Here is an 18,282-nt window from a genome sequence, read left to right as displayed (position 1 = left end):
AAATTACGCTTTATAGATTAACAATAACTCCGATAGATAACACTTTATTCATTGGATAATTCTTTCCGGCCTCACTGGTATAGTCATTACCTGTAAAAATAGCTTCCGGGTCAAACATGGAAGGAAGCTTGGTAAATGTTAGAAGATTCTCTCCAGAGAAAAACACTTGTGCTTTGCTCAACCCAATTTTCTGGCTCCATGAATTAGGCAGATCATAACTAATTGTCAGATTTTTCAAACGGCAATAAGCGGCACTTTGCATGTATCTGTCACTTTTTTGTGAGGTCTTATTTCGAAACTGATTGATACTTCCTGCTGCTCCTGTATAAGGATTGGGATAATAGGCGTCTGGATTCTCTGGAGTCCAATAATCTAGATGATCGTTGAATACCGTGACTTGTGCATAAGCTCCCGATCCCCAAAAGTAAACGGTTCCTAGATCTGGAGACCAATTTCGTTTTCCTATGCCTTGGAACATCATGCTAAGGGAAATTCCTTTCCATGAAATGGAACCATTAAGCGTATATTGATATCGAGGAGTCGTATTCCCGATAACACACATATCACCCATATCTTCCAATGTGTTATTTCCATTGTTGATCTTTTTGTCGTTATTTAAATCCATATATTTAACATCTCCCGGCATCCATTTTTGACCGGATAAGAAAGATAAATCGTATGTGTTATTATATGTGTCAGCTTCTTCTTGGGTCTGGAGTAGCCCAGAGGCTTTGTATCCCCAAATCTCACCGACTTTCTTCCCTACATACCAATTATCTTGAGGATTGGTCCCTGTCGGATTTTCATAAGCTGTAACTTCGGATGTCGCATCAGCTAAAGAGCCTCCTATTGAATAATGAATATCCTTCCCGATTTTTCCTCGGTATTGCAGGCTAAGTTCCCATCCCCGGTTTCTCATCCTTGCGTTATTCGTATTGGGAGCCTCTGCTCCAAAGAAATCTGCAAGGTCGGCACTTGGTCCTAACATATCTTTTGTATCCCGCTGGAATACATCGAAGGTGCCGGTCAGAGCGTTGTTAAAGAACCCGAAGTCAAGGCCAAGATTCTTACTTTCCACTTTTTCCCAAGTTGTAAAAGGATCAATAACTCCAGGGGCGTTTATGTACATATCTCTTCCATCTTGAAAATACCAATTACCTAACGGCTGGATTCCCATGATTGAGGTAAAAGTATAAAGTCCGGCTCCGCTTTGATTCCCTAATAGTCCCCAAGAGGCTCGTAACTTTAGATTAGATAATACCTCTAAAGATTTTTCCATGAAAGACTCACGTGTAATATTCCATCCTAAAGAGACCGAAGGGAAAAATCCCCATCTATGATCTGAGGCAAAACGAGAAGAACCATCGTAGCGTCCATTCACTTCTAATAAATAGCGTCCGTCATAATCATAGTTAATACGTCCGAAAAATCCTCGGGTAGCCCATCCGTTTCGAGTATCTGTCGTGGATTTTTCTCCTGTGCCAAGATTGAGGCCTGGATTATTGGTGGAGATCATGTCGGTTACAGACTCATATAAATAGCTATATGCGTAATTTTCTTCTTGGTAACCAGCCATAACGGTGAAATTATGTTTATCGGCCAAAGAGAACATATAGTTTGAGTATAGATTAATTGATTGATATTGGCTTAAGGCGGATGAACGGGTGAATTGCCCATTCTCCATCACGCCTAATTCTTGCCTTGTCCCTTTGTATAAGGTCTCGTTATCCGCTCCCGGGATCATCGGGGCTACGTTGAGCGCCTCATAATTCTCATTATTTTGCCGGTACGTATAGTCGAAGAATATTCTCCAGTTCTTGATTGGTTGTGCTTCGAGACCACCAGTCAGTGTCAGATTATTTTTCTGTGTATTTGTATACGTGCCACTTTGTAAATAGGGAATCATTGTAAGCTCCGTAAAATGACCATTAGGATCGATTGGGCTTATGGTAGGACGGAAGCGAGCTAATGAATGATAAAAGCCTTCAGATAAGGCCCCTTTACCAAAAGGTGTGTCATTATCCGAGTTCATGAATTTAGTATTAACTTTCAAATTTAGCCAGTCCGTAATTTGAGAGGCGATATTTGCATTGAAATTTAAGCGTTTATATTTTATGTCCGCATATCTTAAAATACCATCTTCCGTATACATTCCGGTAGAGATATAATATTGCGCTTTTTTGCCACCTCCACTGAGACTCAAATTATGGTTTTGTTTGAATGCGGAGTTCTTATAATGTAAATCAAAGTAATCCACATTGCCCAAACCCTTTGGTGTGTTTTCGAATGCTCCTACTAGATTATTTTCTCCATTAAGCTCTGCCCAAGGATTTACGCTAGCAGGATCTTTCATGTACTGCTGAAGTTGCTGTAATTTTTCCGGGTTATATTGCTTGATTACGTTAGCATTGGTACAAGCTTGATTGAAAAAAGTCGCATAGTCATAAGCATTAGCCATTTCCGGCATTACAGTAGGGGAACTCCATCCTACGGTACCTTGATAACTGATGCGCATCTTACCTTCTTCACCTTTTTTCGTCGTAACTAAAATTACGCCATAAGCGGCACGGGCTCCATAAATAGCTGCGGAAGCGGCATCTTTTAAGACGGAAATCGATTCAATATCATTGGGGTTTACATCTGCCAAATCCATCTCTACACCGTCAACTAATACATAAGGATTCGCTGTGTTCGCTAAATTTCCTTGTCCTCGTAAACTCAAGGCTCCACTAGCTCCCGGGCGACCTGAGTTGGAGTTGGATACGGTTAATCCGGGTACTAATCCTTGTAAACTTTGAGTTGCGTTAGCTACTGGGCGTTGGCTGAGTTCTTCGCCTTTTACGGCAGAAACAGATCCAGTAAGGTTTACCTTTTTCTGTACACCGTATCCAACAACTACTATCTCATCTAACTTCTGGGTGTCTTCCGTCATTGTAACCTGTAAGGAGGTTTCTTCCTTGACTGTTATTTGTTTGTCGGAAAAACCGATATAAGAGATATTTAAGATGGCATTTTCGGTAATTATTAATTCAAATTTTCCATCCAAATCCGTAATGGAACCGTTTGTTGTACCCTGCTCGATTACATTTGCTCCGATGATTGGTAAACCGTCAGGGTCTACAACTGTTCCTGTTATTTTTCTTGTCTTTCTCGGAGCTTGCGGTGAAGAAGATGATTTAACTGTTAATACAATCATATTATTGGCCTCTTTTTTATAGGATATTTCCGTATTGGCTAATAATAGGCTCATGACTTCATCAATGTTTTTATCCTGTACGGATATTGACGTTTTGTGATCTAGGTTACTTAGATCACTGTTATAGAAGAATTTGTATTCCCCCGCCTTTTCTATCTCTTTTAATATGTGACGGATGGATTGGTCTTGTACATCCAGTGAAATTTGGGCATAAAGTGAAGGAGCCAAGATTAAACTACTGAATAGTGCCAGACCGACTGTTTTGATTGACCGTATTTTTATGTATTGTGATACACGGACAAGTTTTTTTTTCATACTTTTGTATTCTATGGATATTAGTACTTGCGCTTGCTATTTGCGAGATACCTAAGCGCGGTTAACTGATTTCTTTTTCGGGGGGAAATGCCTAGCATTTCTACCCCGATTTTTTACGGGCTTTTCATGAAATTGCTATTTACTGTTTTAATACTCTGTTATATAACTCTTTTTTGTCGTTGTTCTCATACAAAATAACCACACTGTCTTTTATCTCGTAGGCTAATGGTGAGGTAAGAGACAATAAATGTAAGATGCTCGCTAGACTGGTATTCCCGGGCTTACCTGTAAAACGATAACTCTTTAAGGCCTCAGATTTAAATACGATCTGGGTATTGTAATAACGTTCCAGCGTATGAGCAATCTCGCTGAATGGTGTTGACTCAAAATTCAATGTATTGTACATCCAACTGGAGTAATCTAGACTATTGTCAACCTTGTTTTTCCCCAGTATGCTAGAGTGTTTATTGAAAATAGCTTGTTCATTAGGCAACAGGTCTACATGGTTATCGTTTGCGGTTACTTCTACTTTCCCGGTCATTAATACAACGGATATGTGCTCTTCCGTGTTATAGTTCTTTACGTTAAAACTGGTTCCTAAAGCTTTTACGGATACCTTTCCCGATTGAACGATAAAAGGACGTTTAGCATCGGGCTTGACTTCAAAATAAGCTTCGCCTTCTAGATTCAGAACCCGTTCATCTGCATTAAAACGGCTTCCATAAGATAACTTTGAATCTGAATTTATCCACCCTTTTGAACCATCAGGCAATGTTATATTCGCTTTTTGTCCTTTCTCGACAGCGACAATCATGTCCATCGGTTCTCGCTGTTTATCCATTGCATAATGATAGGTGACAATACTTGTTGTTATGAGCAATAGGATAATTGCTGTGATACGTAGCGCATAATGGAAAAGTGAAGGGAGAGAAAGACTCATGAATGTCCTTTTCCCTGTTTCTTTAAAAAAGATTTGTTTACGGAGTTCGTCCAGTAAATGTTGTTTTACTGAAGGATCCATTTCCATCGGGGATTGCATCCATATATCATCAGCCCATGTGTCAAAAGCTTTTCGTTCTTTTAGCCATTCTATCAATAGCTTTATTTCCGATGGAGTTGCCTTATTCTCTAGGAACTTGTTAAATATATGTATGTAATCGTTTCTTTCCATTTTCCTCTGTCTTTATTCAGTATACAAATGACAGGGAAGTTTCCGTTATCGCATCCTGCGGATTTAGTATTCGTTAACTATTGAGGAGGCAACTTAAAGCTAAAAGTCCTAGGTCGTATTGGTCTTTTAACCTTTTGCGTAGAAAGGAGATGGCTTTGGTCAGTTGGGATTCCACGGTATTCTCTGATATCTGCAATTGGTCTGCTATCTCCCGGTTGGATAGGTGGGATTGTCTGCTTAGTTTATAAATTCTTTGCCTTCCTTCGGGCATTTGTTGTATTAAAGAATCAACGAATTCTTCTAGGAGATGATATTCTACGACCTCGTCCGTACCTCTGGCATAAGGAGTTCCGGGGTGGTCTATTTGTTGTTCTATATAGAGAATCTCCATCATTTTATGTTGGTAATGGTTAGTTAATAAGTTTTTTGCTATCGTACATAAATAGGCTCCAAAAGACAGTTTTGGGTCTAATTGTTCTCGATTTTTCCATACTTTAAGAAATACAGTTTGTACCATTTCCTCTGCCAAGTAGGAATCCCCATGAGAAATTTTCATGACAAAATTATATAATTTGCCACTCCAAACCGTGTAAAGATATTCAAAAGATGAACGATTACCCTTTCTAAGGTTCTCAATATGCTTGTTCCTCTCTCCCATGGATTAATCCATCAACAACTTTATGAATAGTCGCAATATTAGCTAATTTTCTTGAGGAGGGCAAATTTTATTTAAGAACTAGCTTGGAACTATATAAATTTCCTGTTTCGCTATTGGGGCTTTTTTATGAAATTTGGTGGGGATAGACTTTTCTATGTGAACCTTGTTGACGAAATGTCAAAGTGCTATTATTGCTCTCTGTGGGTGATGAATTATGGGGCCGGGGGCTTGGTCGCACGGGAAAAACGCAAGCATTTGATGGTTGTGTAAATCAGAATGATGTTTGAATGCAGGTGCTGTTGGTCTTTTTTTATGATTGATGTTTGAAGAGCTGTCTATCGGTTGAGTATTTAAGGCTTTCTCTGTCTGAAAGTCATTTTGAAAATGTCTTTGCTTGAGCTGCTTCCAGCGTGGGTTATGCCGGATTTAGTCTTGATTTCAGGTGATTTTCATTCGAATGTTAACAAAATTTAGTCCGATACTAGATGAAATTTCTTCCTTATGTTCTTCGGAGAACTTCCTTATGTTTTTTCTAAAACATTATTATGAATTTTTTCAAGGCTATTTATAGTCTACAAGTGTTAATAAATATGTGATTTGGAGTTTATATGTATCTTTTTTGTCGCTAGAATGGGATTTTCTTATGAGATACGTGTTATCGTAAGTCGTATTATCTGATAAAAATGTTATCTGAAATTTATTCTAGATGACATTTTTCTTTTCGCTGTCCTTAGTAGGAAATCGAAGTTTTTTCTCTTCTATACCTTCCGATTCCTAAGTAATACACTCTTGCTCCTGTTAAAATGCAATACTAAAATGATATTTGCTTGAGAATTGAAAGAAAAATAAAGAATTTTCTTTTAAATCCTTTGCGCATATCAATTATTGTTCTACATTTGCAGCGTCAAACAAACAAAGACAATAAGAAAAGATGATGAACAACGTATTGCATATTATTCTCGTGGTGGTCCTTCTAGTCATTAGTAGGTAAGGAGAAAGGTGTGTAAGAAGTTGTGAAGTCGTAGAGATATTTCTTAAGCCTTTCTCCATATAGGGAAAGGCTTTTTTTATTATAAATAATTCAAGGTAGAGGCGTGGATAAAGCGCTCTACGAACAAAAAATAGGAAAGAGATGAAGAATCCGTTAAGAAGCTCATTTAGCACCGAAGGTCGTAGGATGGCCGGAGCCCGTGCGCTATGGCGTGCCAACGGGATGAAAGAGGAACAGTTCGGCAAGCCTATTATCGCTATCGTAAATTCATTTACCCAGTTCGTGCCGGGGCATACGCATTTGCATGAGATCGGGCAACTGGTCAAGGCCGAGATCGAGAAACAAGGTTGTTTCGCCGCTGAATTTAATACGATCGCTATCGATGACGGTATCGCTATGGGGCACGATGGGATGCTTTACTCGCTTCCTTCACGCGACATTATCGCGGACAGCGTGGAATATATGGTAAATGCCCATAAGGCGGACGCTATGGTTTGCATCAGCAATTGCGATAAGATCACGCCGGGTATGCTTATGGCTTCCATGCGATTAAATATCCCGACGGTGTTCGTGTCCGGTGGCCCGATGGAGGCAGGTGAGCTGGATGGCCGCCATCTGGATTTGATCGACGCGATGATTGAGTCCGCCGATACATCGGTAAGCGATGAGCGTATCGAGCAGGTGGAACGCCATGCGTGTCCGGGTTGCGGTTGTTGTTCCGGTATGTTTACCGCTAACTCTATGAACTGCTTGAACGAGGCGATCGGTCTGGCGCTTCCGGGGAACGGGACGATCGTGGCTACCCATAAGAACCGTATCCAACTTTTCCGTGATGCGGCTAAGCAAATCGTTGAGAACGCTTACAAATACTATCGTGACGGGGATGATTCCGTGTTACCTCGCAACATCGCTACCCGTCAGGCTTTCTTGAACGCCATGTCGCTGGATATCGCCATGGGGGGGTCTACCAATACGGTGCTTCACTTATTGGCCGTGGCACAAGAAGCCGGCGCCGATTTTCATATGGAGGATATCGATATGTTATCCCGCAAGACACCTTGCCTGTGTAAGGTAGCCCCGAATACGCACACTTATCATGTACAAGACGTAAACCGTGCCGGTGGAATCCTCGGTATCATGAACGAGTTGATGAAAGCCGGGCTTGTGGATGGCAGCACGAGACGTGCGGACGGCCTGACCTTGGCCGAGGCTGTTGATAAATACGCCGTCACTTCCCCGAACGTAACGGAGGAGGCGATCCGTAAATACAAGAGCGCTCCCGCTCATCGGTTCAGTATCCAGATGGGTTCCCAAGAATCTTATTATAAGGAATTAGATACGGATCGTGCCGAAGGTTGTATCCGTGACGTGGAGCACGCTTATTCCAAGGATGGCGGCTTGGCTGTTTTGAGAGGGAATATCGCCTTGGACGGATGTGTCGTAAAAACCGCCGGCGTGGATGAGAGTATTTGGAAATTCTCCGGCCCGGCGAAAGTCTTCGATTCACAGGATGCCGCTTGCGAGGGCATTTTAGGAGGCAAGGTCGTTTCAGGCGATGTGGTCGTCATCACGTATGAGGGTCCGAAAGGAGGGCCGGGAATGCAAGAGATGTTATATCCTACCTCTTATATAAAGAGCCGTCACTTAGGTAAGGAGTGCGCCTTGATCACGGATGGTCGTTTCAGTGGCGGTACGTCCGGTCTTTCTATCGGGCATATCTCTCCTGAGGCCGCTTCCGGTGGCGCTATCGGACTGGTGAGAGACGGGGATATCATCGAGATCAATATCCCGGAACGTTCCATCAACGTGCGGCTGAGCGACGAGGAGTTGGCCGAGCGCCGTAAAGCGGAAGAGGCGCGTGGAAAGAAAGCCTTTACGCCGCCGACGCGTCAGCGTGAGGTCTCGAAAGCGTTGAGAGCGTACGGGAAGATGGTTAGCTCCGCCGATAAGGGAGGTGTAAGGATTGTTGAAGATTAAAGCCAATAATATACATTAAACACGTTATTTCTTATGGAGAAACAAAAGATAACCGGTTCGGAAGCTTTGCTGAAAGCGTTGATTGCTGAAGGAGTAGATACTATCTTCGGTTATCCCGGCGGACAGGCGATACCTATTTACGACAGTTTATATGATTATAGGGACCAGTTGAGGCATGTATTGGTGCGCCACGAGCAAGGCGCTACCCATGCGGCTCAAGGCTATGCTCGTGTATCCGGCAAGGTAGGAGTGACGTTGGTTACTTCCGGCCCGGGCGCTACGAATACCATCACGGGTATCGCTGACGCGCTGATGGATAGTACGCCAATGGTCGTAATCGCCGGTCAAGTACCCTCGCCGTTGTTGGGAACCGATGCTTTTCAGGAAGTCGACGTGATTGGCATCACGCAACCGATCACGAAATGGGCTTATCAAATCCGCAAGCCGGAGGAGATCGCATGGGCTGTTTCTCGTGCTTTTTATATCGCTTCTACAGGCCGTCCGGGTCCAGTTGTGCTGGATTTAGCGAAGGACGCGCAAGTAGGGCTGGTGGACTATGAATATAAGAAGGTAGATTACGTACGTAGTTATCAGCCGGAGCCGGATATCAAAAAGGATCGTATCAAGGCCGCCGCCGATTTAATCAATGAGGCGAAGAAACCCTTCTGTCTGGTCGGGCAGGGAGTATTGTTAGGCGGTGCGGAAGAGGAATTGAAAGCGTTTCTCCAAAAGAATGATATACCTGCCGGATCTACGGTATTGGGCTTATCTGCGTTGCCAACCGATTTCCCATTGAACAAGGGAATGCTCGGTATGCATGGAAACGTAGGGCCGAACCGGAAAACGAATGAGTGTGATGTATTGATCGCTATCGGTATGCGTTTCGACGACCGTGTGACTGGCGATTTAAAGACATACGCTAAGCAAGCCAAGATTATCCATCTGGATATCGACAACTCGGAAATCGGTAAGAACGTCCCCGTAGATGTAAAGGTGCTGGGTAATGCCAAGCACACGATACCGATGATCACGGCGTTGTTGGAAGAACGTAAACGTCCGGAATGGAATGCCGAGTTCGATCGGGACGAGAAAGAGGAATACGATAAGGTAATCGAGAAGGAATTGTATCCGACCGAGGGCCAACTGAAAATGGGCGAGGTAGTCCGTAAGGTTTCCGAGGCGACCGGTAACGACGCTGTATTGGTGACCGACGTTGGGCAGAACCAGATGATGGGTGTCCGCTATTTCAAATATAAACAAACCCGTAGCGTGGTGACTTCCGGTGGTTTAGGTACGATGGGATTTGGTCTGCCGGCCGCTATGGGCGCTAAGTTCGGGGCTCCAGACCGTACGGTCTGCTTCTTTACCGGTGATGGGGGTATGCAGATGACGATTCAGGAATTGGGTACCATCATGCAGGAGAAACTGAACGTGAAGATTATTATTCTTAATAATAACTTCTTAGGTATGGTACGTCAGTGGCAAGAATTGTTCTTCCACGAGCGTTATTCAAACACCATCATGGAGAATCCGGATTTCGTGGCGATCGCTAAAGCCTATGGTATCGCCAGCCGTGCCGTTGAAAAGCGGGAGGAATTGGACGACGCTATCGCCGAGATGCTAAACCACGACGGCGCTTACGTGTTGGTCGCTAACGTGGAGACTTGCGGAATGGTGTATCCGATGGTTCCTGCCGGGGGAAGTGTGACAAACATGATTATGGGAGACGAGAAATAAGGAGGAGATGAAGCTATGACAACAAAGAAATTATATACCGTTATTATCTTTTCAGAGAATATCGTAGGTCTTTTGAACCAGATAACGATTATCTTTACACGCCGACAGCTGAACATCGAGACTCTGTCCGTCTCTCCGTCCGCTATCAAGGGCATCCATAAGTTTACGATCACGACATTCGCCGATGAGGATATGATCGATAAGGTGGTGAAACAGATCGATAAACGTGTGGATATCTTGAAGGCTTATTATAATACGGATGAGGATCTGGTTTATCAAGAGATCGCTCTTTATAAGCTAAGTACCGAGCTTTTCATCAAGATGGGAACCGTGGAGGGATTGATCCGTAAATACAACGCCCGTATCTTGGAGATGAACGAGACCTGCGTGGTATTGGAGAAGAGTGGCCACTATGACGAGACACAGGCCTTGTTCAATGAGTTGAGCGAGACGATCGGTGTCCTGCAATTCATCCGCTCCGGACGTGTGGCTATCACGAAGAGCAAGGTGGAGCGCTTGAGCGATATGTTGGCCGATATGGAGCGAAAGTTACAGGAAAAGCAACAATAATAAGATATGGAGAAAGTAGGATTATTTCATTTCGTGGCGGAGCCATATTTGATGGATTTTAGGGGACGTGTAACGCTCCCTATGATTGGTAACTATTTGATTCACGCCGCTTCCAGCCATGCCGGAGAGCGTGGGTTCGGTTTCAATGATATGTCGGAGCGTCATACGGCTTGGGTGTTGTCCCGTCTGGCTATCGAGATGAAGGAATATCCTACCGCCTTCGATAAGATTAATTTATACACTTGGATCGATGAGGTCGGACGCCTTTTCACCAGCCGTTGTTTTGAGCTGGCGGATGAGAATGGGAAAACCTTTGGATTCGCCCGTTCTATTTGGGCGGCTATCGACGTGGAGACCCGCCGTCCTACCTTATTGGATATAGAGGCATTGGGCAAATATATCGACGAGCGTCCGTGCCCGATCGAGAAGCCGGGCAAGATCATGCCGGCGGAGAATAAGGCGGAGGGAATCCCGTATTCGATCAAATACAGCGACTTGGATATCAACGGTCACTTCAATAGCGTGAAGTATATCGAGCACCTGCTGGATTTGTTCGATATCGACCAGTTCAAGACCCGTGAGATCGGCCGTCTGGAGATCGCCTACCAATCCGAGGGCAAACAAGGTATGCCGCTTACGCTTCATAAGGCGGAGTCCGATCCCGATAAGCAAGACATGGCTATTTGCCATGAGGGAAAGGCGATCTGTCGTGCGGCGGTTACTTGGAGATAATAAAAGAGATACATAAATAGGTTTTTAAACATTAATAGTTAAAAAGAAAATGGCACAAATGAATTTTGGCGGTGTTGTAGAGAATGTAATGACCCGCGAGGAATTTCCGTTGGAAAAGGCAAGAGAGATATTAAAAGATGAGACAATCGCTGTTATCGGCTATGGCGTACAGGGACCGGGACAGTCATTGAACCTTCGTGACAATGGCTTCAACGTAATCGTTGGTCAGCGCCAAGGTAAGACTTACGAGAAAGCGGTTGAGGACGGATGGGTTCCGGGTGAGACTCTGTTCGGTATCGAGGAGGCTTGCGACAAGGCCACGATCATCATGTGCTTGTTGTCCGACGCTGCCGTAATGTCTGTATGGCCTACGATGAAGCCTTATTTGACAGCTGGCAAGGCCCTGTATTTCTCTCATGGTTTCGCGATCACTTGGAACGATCGTACGGGCGTTGTTCCTCCCGCGGATATTGACGTGATCATGGTCGCTCCGAAGGGGTCTGGTACGTCTTTGCGTTCCATGTTCCTTGAGGGTCGTGGCTTGAACTCTTCTTTCGCTATCTATCAAGACGCTACTGGCAAGGCGATGGATCGTACGTTGGCGTTGGGTATCGGTATCGGTTCCGGCTACTTGTTCGAGACGACTTTCATCCGTGAGGCTACTTCCGATTTGACTGGTGAGCGTGGTTCTTTGATGGGCGCTATCCAAGGTTTGTTGTTGGCCCAGTATGAGGTATTGCGCGAGAATGGACATACTCCTTCCGAGGCTTTCAACGAGACGGTCGAGGAGTTGACTCAATCCTTGATGCCCTTATTCGCCAAGAATGGTATGGACTGGATGTACGCTAACTGCTCTACGACTGCCCAGCGTGGCGCTTTGGACTGGATGGGTCCGTTCCACGACGCTATCAAGCCGGTTGTCGAGAAATTGTACGCGAACGTAAAATGCGGTAACGAGGCTCAGATCTCTATCGACTCAAACTCTAAGCCGGATTATCGTGAGAAATTGGAGGCTGAATTGAAGGCATTGCGCGAGAGCGAGATGTGGCAGACAGCTGTTACCGTACGCAAGCTTCGTCCGGAGAACAACTAATCCAATCTTAATCCTTATATATCAGCAAAAAGAGGCGGGTCACTTACGGGTGGCTCGCCTTTTTCTGTTTCTCTGCATCATTCGATGTGGATATTCCTAGCCTGTTTGATCTTTCGCATGCTGGATGCGGAATGGACGATGTCTAGCACTTCGATACGCTCCTCGGTGATGCGGTAGATGATAAGGTGTGAATCCAGGATGATGTTCCGGTACATGCGGCTTTTCGTAGCTAGGTGTCGGCATTCGGGATAATAAGGATAGTCGTTTTCCAGTTTCTCGACTGTATTCAATATGTGCTCAAGATATTTCCGGGCTTGGAATATGCCGAATCGTTCTATACCTTCCACGAAAATCCTCTCAAGGCTTTCCTCGTAAATGGGAGAACCGATTACTTTTTTCCTTGATAGTTGTCCATCCATGATCTTATTCTTTGATGTACTTCTTCAATAGGATAGAACGGCCCCTTCTCGATCTCATGGATATGTTCCCAGATCTCCTCTTGTGTGAATTGTACCGGCTTGGTGGGATCCCACTTGGACTTTGCGGGTTCGGTCTTGGCCTTACGTGTTCTTGCGGTCTTGGCCGTGGTTTCCTTGGCGGGGATGTTGCTTAATTTTGTCATAGTCGTAACTGTTATTTATTAGTACAGTGGCAAATGTATGGAATAATTTCCATGTAATAAGATATTTGATAAGGAAAAAAGTAGGTCTATAGGATTAACTCATTACCCAGTTGTAGAGACGGGGCGTGCCCCGTCTCCATCCCCTCAAAATGGTATTCGAATTTATTTATGTCACATAACCGCTATTTTTAATCGCTTATCCGCTATATACGCACAATAAGCATGAATTTGGGAGGGTGGGGTGTGTAGGTCTTTATTACATATTTTTTTATTTCTTATATTTACTACGTCTTATACATTAAAGAGTATATGAAAATCATATGATGATGTGTGATAGATATATGATGTTAACCTTTTTTATCAGTATGCGCTTGGTGAATCGGAATAATTGTCTAGCAAGCAAGCAAGCAAGCAAGCAAGCAAGCAAGCAAGCAAGCAAGCAAGCAAGCAAGCAAGCAAGCAAGCAAGCAAGCAAGCAAGCAAGCAAGCAAGCTAACCCAGATCTATTATATGTATACGCCGGGCCGGTATGCGGAGGATTTCCTCCGCATACCGGCCCGGCGTGTTTGCGCTCGGCGCATGGGAAAAAGGCCATCCTACGAATACGACACGCTAAGTCGGGAATGGTGAGAGATACCGATACGTATTATGAATACAAAACACCTATTTATAAATTTATTGCTTATGAAAACAATTTTACGAGGAATTAGTATGAGGTTGTCGCTCATTGCGATGGTCTTATGTTTATGCGCCGCATGGCCGGGGCATGGACTGGCTTGGGGTATGGTCGGGTCGGCGAGCCTGGCGGGGATGACACCCGGGGCTCCGCAGAGCCAGGCGGAAGGGGAGGTACGGTTTACCAGTACTCTGGATCCTGTAGCTTATTGCTTTATCTACGAGTGGAATCCGGTGGCTACTTGGAGCTTAAATTTCAATATCGAGAACTTCACGAAAGGCATGGCTATACGTGTACAGCTGGTGAACACCGCTAATCCGGACGGGGTAGAGTTCCGCTTTGAGGATTCTGAGCCGGCGCAAACGTTAGACAATGGCGGCTTTTGGATACCGGACGAGAAGTTGACGGACTATGGATATAGCGTTGGGCTTCGTCTGCAAATGAATAGCTCGAAGGGGTGCGAGGCTGGCTATACCGTGAAAGTGTACAGCTCGCAAGACATAAGCACGGCTGCTTTGGCCTCTACCGGGCAGACGATACGGTTTATGCTGAGTGATAAGGCTCCTGCTATGGGGGAGTTGTCGCGTACATCCGGCGATCTGAACGAGGATATCCCTTTTGCGATCAACGTGACGAAGGCTGGTTTCCTGCAGGGGCAACACGCTAAGATGAAGATTTATCTGAATGGCCCTTCTGAAGGCTTGACCCTTTCCGGGCAGAACCTAAGTAAAGAGACTGGTCTATATAATGAGCCTATATACGTATTAGATATTCCTTCGTTCTCCGCTACGCAATTCACGTTGATGGCTCATGCCACGGAGGAATGGAGCGGAACGGTTCAAGTGGATATTTGTGATGCGGACGGCAATGAGGTTGCATATGGCGGCCGAGCATCGTTCGCTTTCCCGGCCAATAACTCGCAGGACGATATCGCCGCCTTGAAAGCGATCGCCGAGGCCAACCCGCTGAACTCGGACTTGCAGAACTTCATCTCCAGCAAGGATTACTTGAAAGACCGGACGCAGAGCGATGGCTACAACGTGGGCGTGACGTGGAACGCCGAGTCCCCGAGCCGGGTGAAAAGCTTCTTTATAAAGGATTATAGAACACATACGGTATCTGACATGAAGGATATAGGCTCGTTGAGTGGATTGGAAGACTTACGGTTGACTGGCACTCGGTTGAAATCTCTTGATCTGTCTGCTTTGACAAAGCTAAGGCAACTGAATATGGATGATAACGATTCGCTTACATGGTTCACGGTGAAGCTCCCGAGTCCATTACCTGAGTATTTCAATCTTTATGGTTCTACTAGGGTCATAGCCGGTACGCCAGTAGACGATTATAACGCTTATGCCGCGAAGGGCGAGGAGATCGATCTATCCGCTTACGCTACGGTGGGTGGCGTGAAATCGATCTACACTTGGTTCCTTAACGATCGAACTACTGGTAAACGGACGGAAGCGACCATGCCGATGGTCTCTGGCAAGGAGGGGGCTTTCGTGTTTAGCGGAAAGCCGGGCGAATATTATATATGTGAGATTACGAACTCGAATTACGACAATTGGCGTATGTATACGCCCCAGATCAAGGTAGCCCGTAACTCGGACAGCTACTCCCCCGCGGACATCGCCGGATTGAAGAAGCTGGCTACCGATAACCCGAATATCACCCAATTGCAGGAGTTCGTGGAAAGCAAGGGCTGGGAGCGCGAGAATTGGAACTCATATCAAGACGTGATCCGTACGGACTGGAACACCGACGAGGTCGGTCGCTTAACGCATCTGGCGATTGAGTTAGATTGGAACTCTAAGGATACGATCTCTCAATTAGACTTGAGCGCCTTCACTGAGTTGAAGTATTTCGAGTGCGAGGAATTTATGAATATAGAGAAGCTGGACGTATCGAAAAATACGAAACTGGAGCACTTGCATATATATAGCAGGAACTTAGCTTCACTTGACCTGTCCAAATGCCCGGAACTGCAATATTTTAGATTTGGAACATTATACATAGGCGAGGGAAGTTACCAGAACACGAAGCTAGCGACACTGAATCTTACCGGTTGTTCGAAGCTGACGGAGCTTTACCTTGAGCATTCGCCCTTGGCTTCGCTGGATATCTCATCCTTCAAGCAATTGAGCCGTCTGGAGATCGAGTACTGCCCGAACTTGAAGTTGCAAGGTTTCGATAAGGCTACGAGCTTGACCTATTTGGCCTTGCCGCATACAGAACAGTTCGCGGATCTGGTAAAGAACCTGCCGGCGTTTATCCGTCATCTATATCTGCAAAATACGGAGTATGAGCTTCCTTCCGCGCAAGTGGGAAAGAATCTGGAGTCGTTGGGATTGCCGGGATACGTGGAGAGTCTCGATCTGGCTCAGTACCCGAACTTGAGTAACTTGAATGCGGATGGATCTCTTTTGAGATATTCTACGGTGAAGAACTACCGGCAGATAAATTATAATGGTTTGGGGCACATAACGCTTACTTCCCCCTCTCATCCGGGAGATCCATACTGGTTCGAGAACGGCGATACGATCGATCTCTCCTCGGAGGCCGTGATCGATGGCATAGAGACCGTATTCCTATGGGTAAACGCCAAATATAGGACAGAGGAGAAAGAGGCATTGAAGCCGGTGCCAAACCGTCCGGGCGTATTCGTGCTGGACAGCAAGGAGGAAAAGTATGGAGACTATTATTGTAAGCTGATGAACCCGAAGTTCTGTAAGATCTCGGAGATTAATGTACGTGACGGCTGGCAGATCGAGACTTCATACTTCCACGTGGAGACCACCGTCCCCCAAGTATTCGCCGAGAGCGACGTGGCTACCTTGGCACGTATCGTAGACGCTTCCAACAACAAGGCATTGAGCGAGTGGTGGAGCAGCGACGCATGGAAGACAAACGAGGGCTCACTGTATGCGCAAGCCGTTTGGAACGACGAGAACCCGCGCCGCTTGATACATTTATATATGTATGAGATGGGCGAAAGCTTTACGAAGAAGGTAGATCTCGCTGCCTTGGATAAGCTGGAGATCTTGTCGTTGACAGGCAATAGGGTGGAGGAACTGACCTTGCCGAAGAACAATACGGTATTGCGTTCTTTGATGCTGGGTGGAAACTATTCTTTGAAATCTTTGATCGTATCCGAGTATCCATCGCTGGAGTATCTGGATGTGTCTAGTACGGACTTGACGGCTCTCGACTTGTCTAAGAACAAAAACTTGAAGGAGTTGTTCTTGAATTGGACGATGCTTGACGGGGTAGAGAACAGCGCTTCGGCTTCGGGCCTTGCCGCTCAATTAACCGCATATGGCTTGCCTATACCCACTACCCGGATCGATTTGGCGGACTTCCCGGCCTTGATGTCTTTCAATGCCGATGGTTCGTGCTTGGAGTTCGCTAACGTGGAGAACCCGCGGCAATTGGAGGCTGCCTTCGGTGTTGTTAGGTTGCCGGTAGGTGAGGTTCGTCCGGGAGGTTTCGTGGCTTATGGGGAGACAATCGATCTTTCCTCACAAAAGATGGTAGGTACATCCGCCTCTCGCTTTACTTGGGTATTCGACGGCGATACGATCGACCATACGGACAGCCGCTATACGATTACCGAAGACTTGACCCCGAATTATCAAATTGCCGGTCTTGTAACCAATCCATTATTCCCCGGCTGGACGGTTCAGTACGATGCGTGGGTTTACACCTGCGATGGCGATGCGAACTTCGACATGCTGGTAAACGTACAAGACGTGACCGCTACCGTAAGCTACATCTTGCGGGACAAGGATAACATGATCCCCAACTTCGGTTTTGCCGAGGCGGATGTGAACTATAATAATAATGTAGAGATCGCTGATGTAATCGGTATCGTCAACCTCATCCACGGCAAGCCGGTTACCAAGGCCAGTGCATTGCGTTCTGAGGCCGAGGTTCCCGTACAAATGGAGCTCGACGCTGATAACTTCTTGACGATGAATAGCCAAGTACCGGTAGCCGGTATCTATCTGGAGTTGGTGGGAGCCATCGACGAGATCCCGTTGCTGGGCGATGCCGCCAAGTTCCTCCAGGCTTCCAGCTTGAACGGAGATACCTTGCGTGTGATAGCTTATAGCTTGGATGGCCGCACGATTCCTTCGGGCAAGAGCCGTATCCTGCGTATGCCGGCGGGCGTTACCTTGGTAGGAGCCTCCTTCTCCGATGCGAAGGCCAACAGCTTGAGGTCTGGTGGCGATGCGATCGTGACTTCCAACGCCCCGATCGAGGCGATCAGCCAATTGGCAGCCGTGTCCAATTATCCGAACCCGTTCCGTGGCAGCACGACCTTCCGTTATCAGTTGACGGAGGCGGCCAAATCCGTGACGATCCACGTATTCTCTGCGAATGGCGCTTTGGCCGTGGTATTGAACGGTCTGCCCGGCGAAGTGGGCGATAACCAATATTCGGCGGCTCTTACCTTACCGGCGGGCGTTTACTATTACCGCTTGACGGCAAAGACAGGCCATGGTGTGAAGGCAAGTAATACTAACATCTTTATCTGTAAGTAA

General features: G+C 45.8%; 12 protein-coding genes. 7 read left to right on the top strand and 5 right to left on the bottom strand.

The window, feature by feature from the left end:
- Positions 1–10 precede the first annotated feature (10 nt).
- The 3 genes from BDI_RS10385 to BDI_RS10375 all read right to left on the bottom strand — a co-directional run bounded on the left by BDI_RS10385 (position 11) and on the right by BDI_RS10375 (position 5,340).
- Complete coding sequence (locus BDI_RS10385; protein ID WP_005854446.1) at positions 11–3,511, bottom strand: TonB-dependent receptor; 3,501 nt, start codon at positions 3,509–3,511, stop codon at positions 11–13.
- 139 nt (positions 3,512–3,650) lie between these two features.
- Complete coding sequence (locus tag BDI_RS10380; protein ID WP_005854448.1) at positions 3,651–4,682, bottom strand: FecR family protein; 1,032 nt, start codon at positions 4,680–4,682, stop codon at positions 3,651–3,653.
- 73 nt (positions 4,683–4,755) lie between these two features.
- Complete coding sequence (locus BDI_RS10375; RefSeq protein WP_005854451.1) at positions 4,756–5,340, bottom strand: RNA polymerase sigma-70 factor; 585 nt, start codon at positions 5,338–5,340, stop codon at positions 4,756–4,758.
- A 1,132-nt stretch (positions 5,341–6,472) separates the two neighbouring features.
- Between BDI_RS10375 and ilvD the strand changes: the two genes are divergently transcribed.
- Genes ilvD through ilvC form a run of 5 tightly spaced genes read left to right on the top strand, consistent with a single transcriptional unit; the run spans position 6,473 to position 12,440 of the window.
- On the top strand, positions 6,473–8,308 hold the full coding sequence (ilvD, locus tag BDI_RS10370) for a dihydroxy-acid dehydratase (RefSeq protein ID WP_005864376.1): 1,836 nt from the start codon (positions 6,473–6,475) through the stop codon (positions 8,306–8,308).
- 33 nt (positions 8,309–8,341) lie between these two features.
- Positions 8,342–10,045 carry a biosynthetic-type acetolactate synthase large subunit gene (ilvB, locus tag BDI_RS10365; protein ID WP_005854459.1) on the top strand — a complete coding sequence of 568 codons (1,704 nt, stop codon included), beginning with the start codon at positions 8,342–8,344 and terminating at the stop codon, positions 10,043–10,045.
- 15 nt (positions 10,046–10,060) lie between these two features.
- A complete protein-coding gene (ilvN, locus tag BDI_RS10360; RefSeq protein ID WP_005854462.1) occupies positions 10,061–10,615 on the top strand; it encodes an acetolactate synthase small subunit in 555 nt (184 codons plus the stop codon).
- Positions 10,616–10,621: 6 nt separating this feature from the next.
- Positions 10,622–11,347, top strand: a complete 726-nt coding sequence (locus tag BDI_RS10355; RefSeq protein ID WP_011966680.1) for an acyl-[acyl-carrier-protein] thioesterase — start codon at positions 10,622–10,624, stop codon at positions 11,345–11,347.
- Positions 11,348–11,396: 49 nt separating this feature from the next.
- Positions 11,397–12,440, top strand: a complete 1,044-nt coding sequence (gene ilvC, locus BDI_RS10350) for a ketol-acid reductoisomerase (RefSeq protein ID WP_005854467.1) — start codon at positions 11,397–11,399, stop codon at positions 12,438–12,440.
- A 77-nt stretch (positions 12,441–12,517) separates the two neighbouring features.
- Here the strand turns inward: ilvC and BDI_RS10345 are convergent, their stop codons facing one another.
- Both BDI_RS10345 and BDI_RS10340 read right to left on the bottom strand, forming a co-directional pair.
- Positions 12,518–12,859 carry a type II toxin-antitoxin system RelE/ParE family toxin gene (locus tag BDI_RS10345; protein ID WP_009275741.1) on the bottom strand — a complete coding sequence of 114 codons (342 nt, stop codon included), beginning with the start codon at positions 12,857–12,859 and terminating at the stop codon, positions 12,518–12,520.
- Positions 12,829–13,062, bottom strand: a complete 234-nt coding sequence (locus BDI_RS10340; protein WP_009275742.1) for a hypothetical protein — start codon at positions 13,060–13,062, stop codon at positions 12,829–12,831. Before BDI_RS10340 ends, BDI_RS10345 begins: the two co-directional genes overlap by 31 nt.
- Before the next feature lie 341 nt (positions 13,063–13,403).
- Here BDI_RS10340 and BDI_RS10335 point away from each other — a divergent pair, with 341 nt between their 5' ends.
- Together BDI_RS10335 and BDI_RS10330 are read left to right on the top strand one after the other, a co-directional pair.
- Positions 13,404–13,772 (top strand): hypothetical protein, encoded by a 369-nt coding sequence (locus BDI_RS10335; protein WP_143707256.1) that lies wholly within the window; start codon positions 13,404–13,406, stop codon positions 13,770–13,772.
- Complete coding sequence (locus BDI_RS10330; RefSeq protein WP_011966678.1) at positions 13,747–18,282, top strand: T9SS type A sorting domain-containing protein; 4,536 nt, start codon at positions 13,747–13,749, stop codon at positions 18,280–18,282. The genes BDI_RS10335 and BDI_RS10330 overlap by 26 nt, the downstream gene beginning before the upstream one ends.

Origin of the sequence: Parabacteroides distasonis ATCC 8503, assembly GCF_000012845.1 — a bacterium.
GTDB classification, from domain to species: domain Bacteria; phylum Bacteroidota; class Bacteroidia; order Bacteroidales; family Tannerellaceae; genus Parabacteroides; species Parabacteroides distasonis.
Note: the sequence above shows the minus strand (reverse complement) of the source record. Positions and strands in the feature narration are given on the sequence as shown.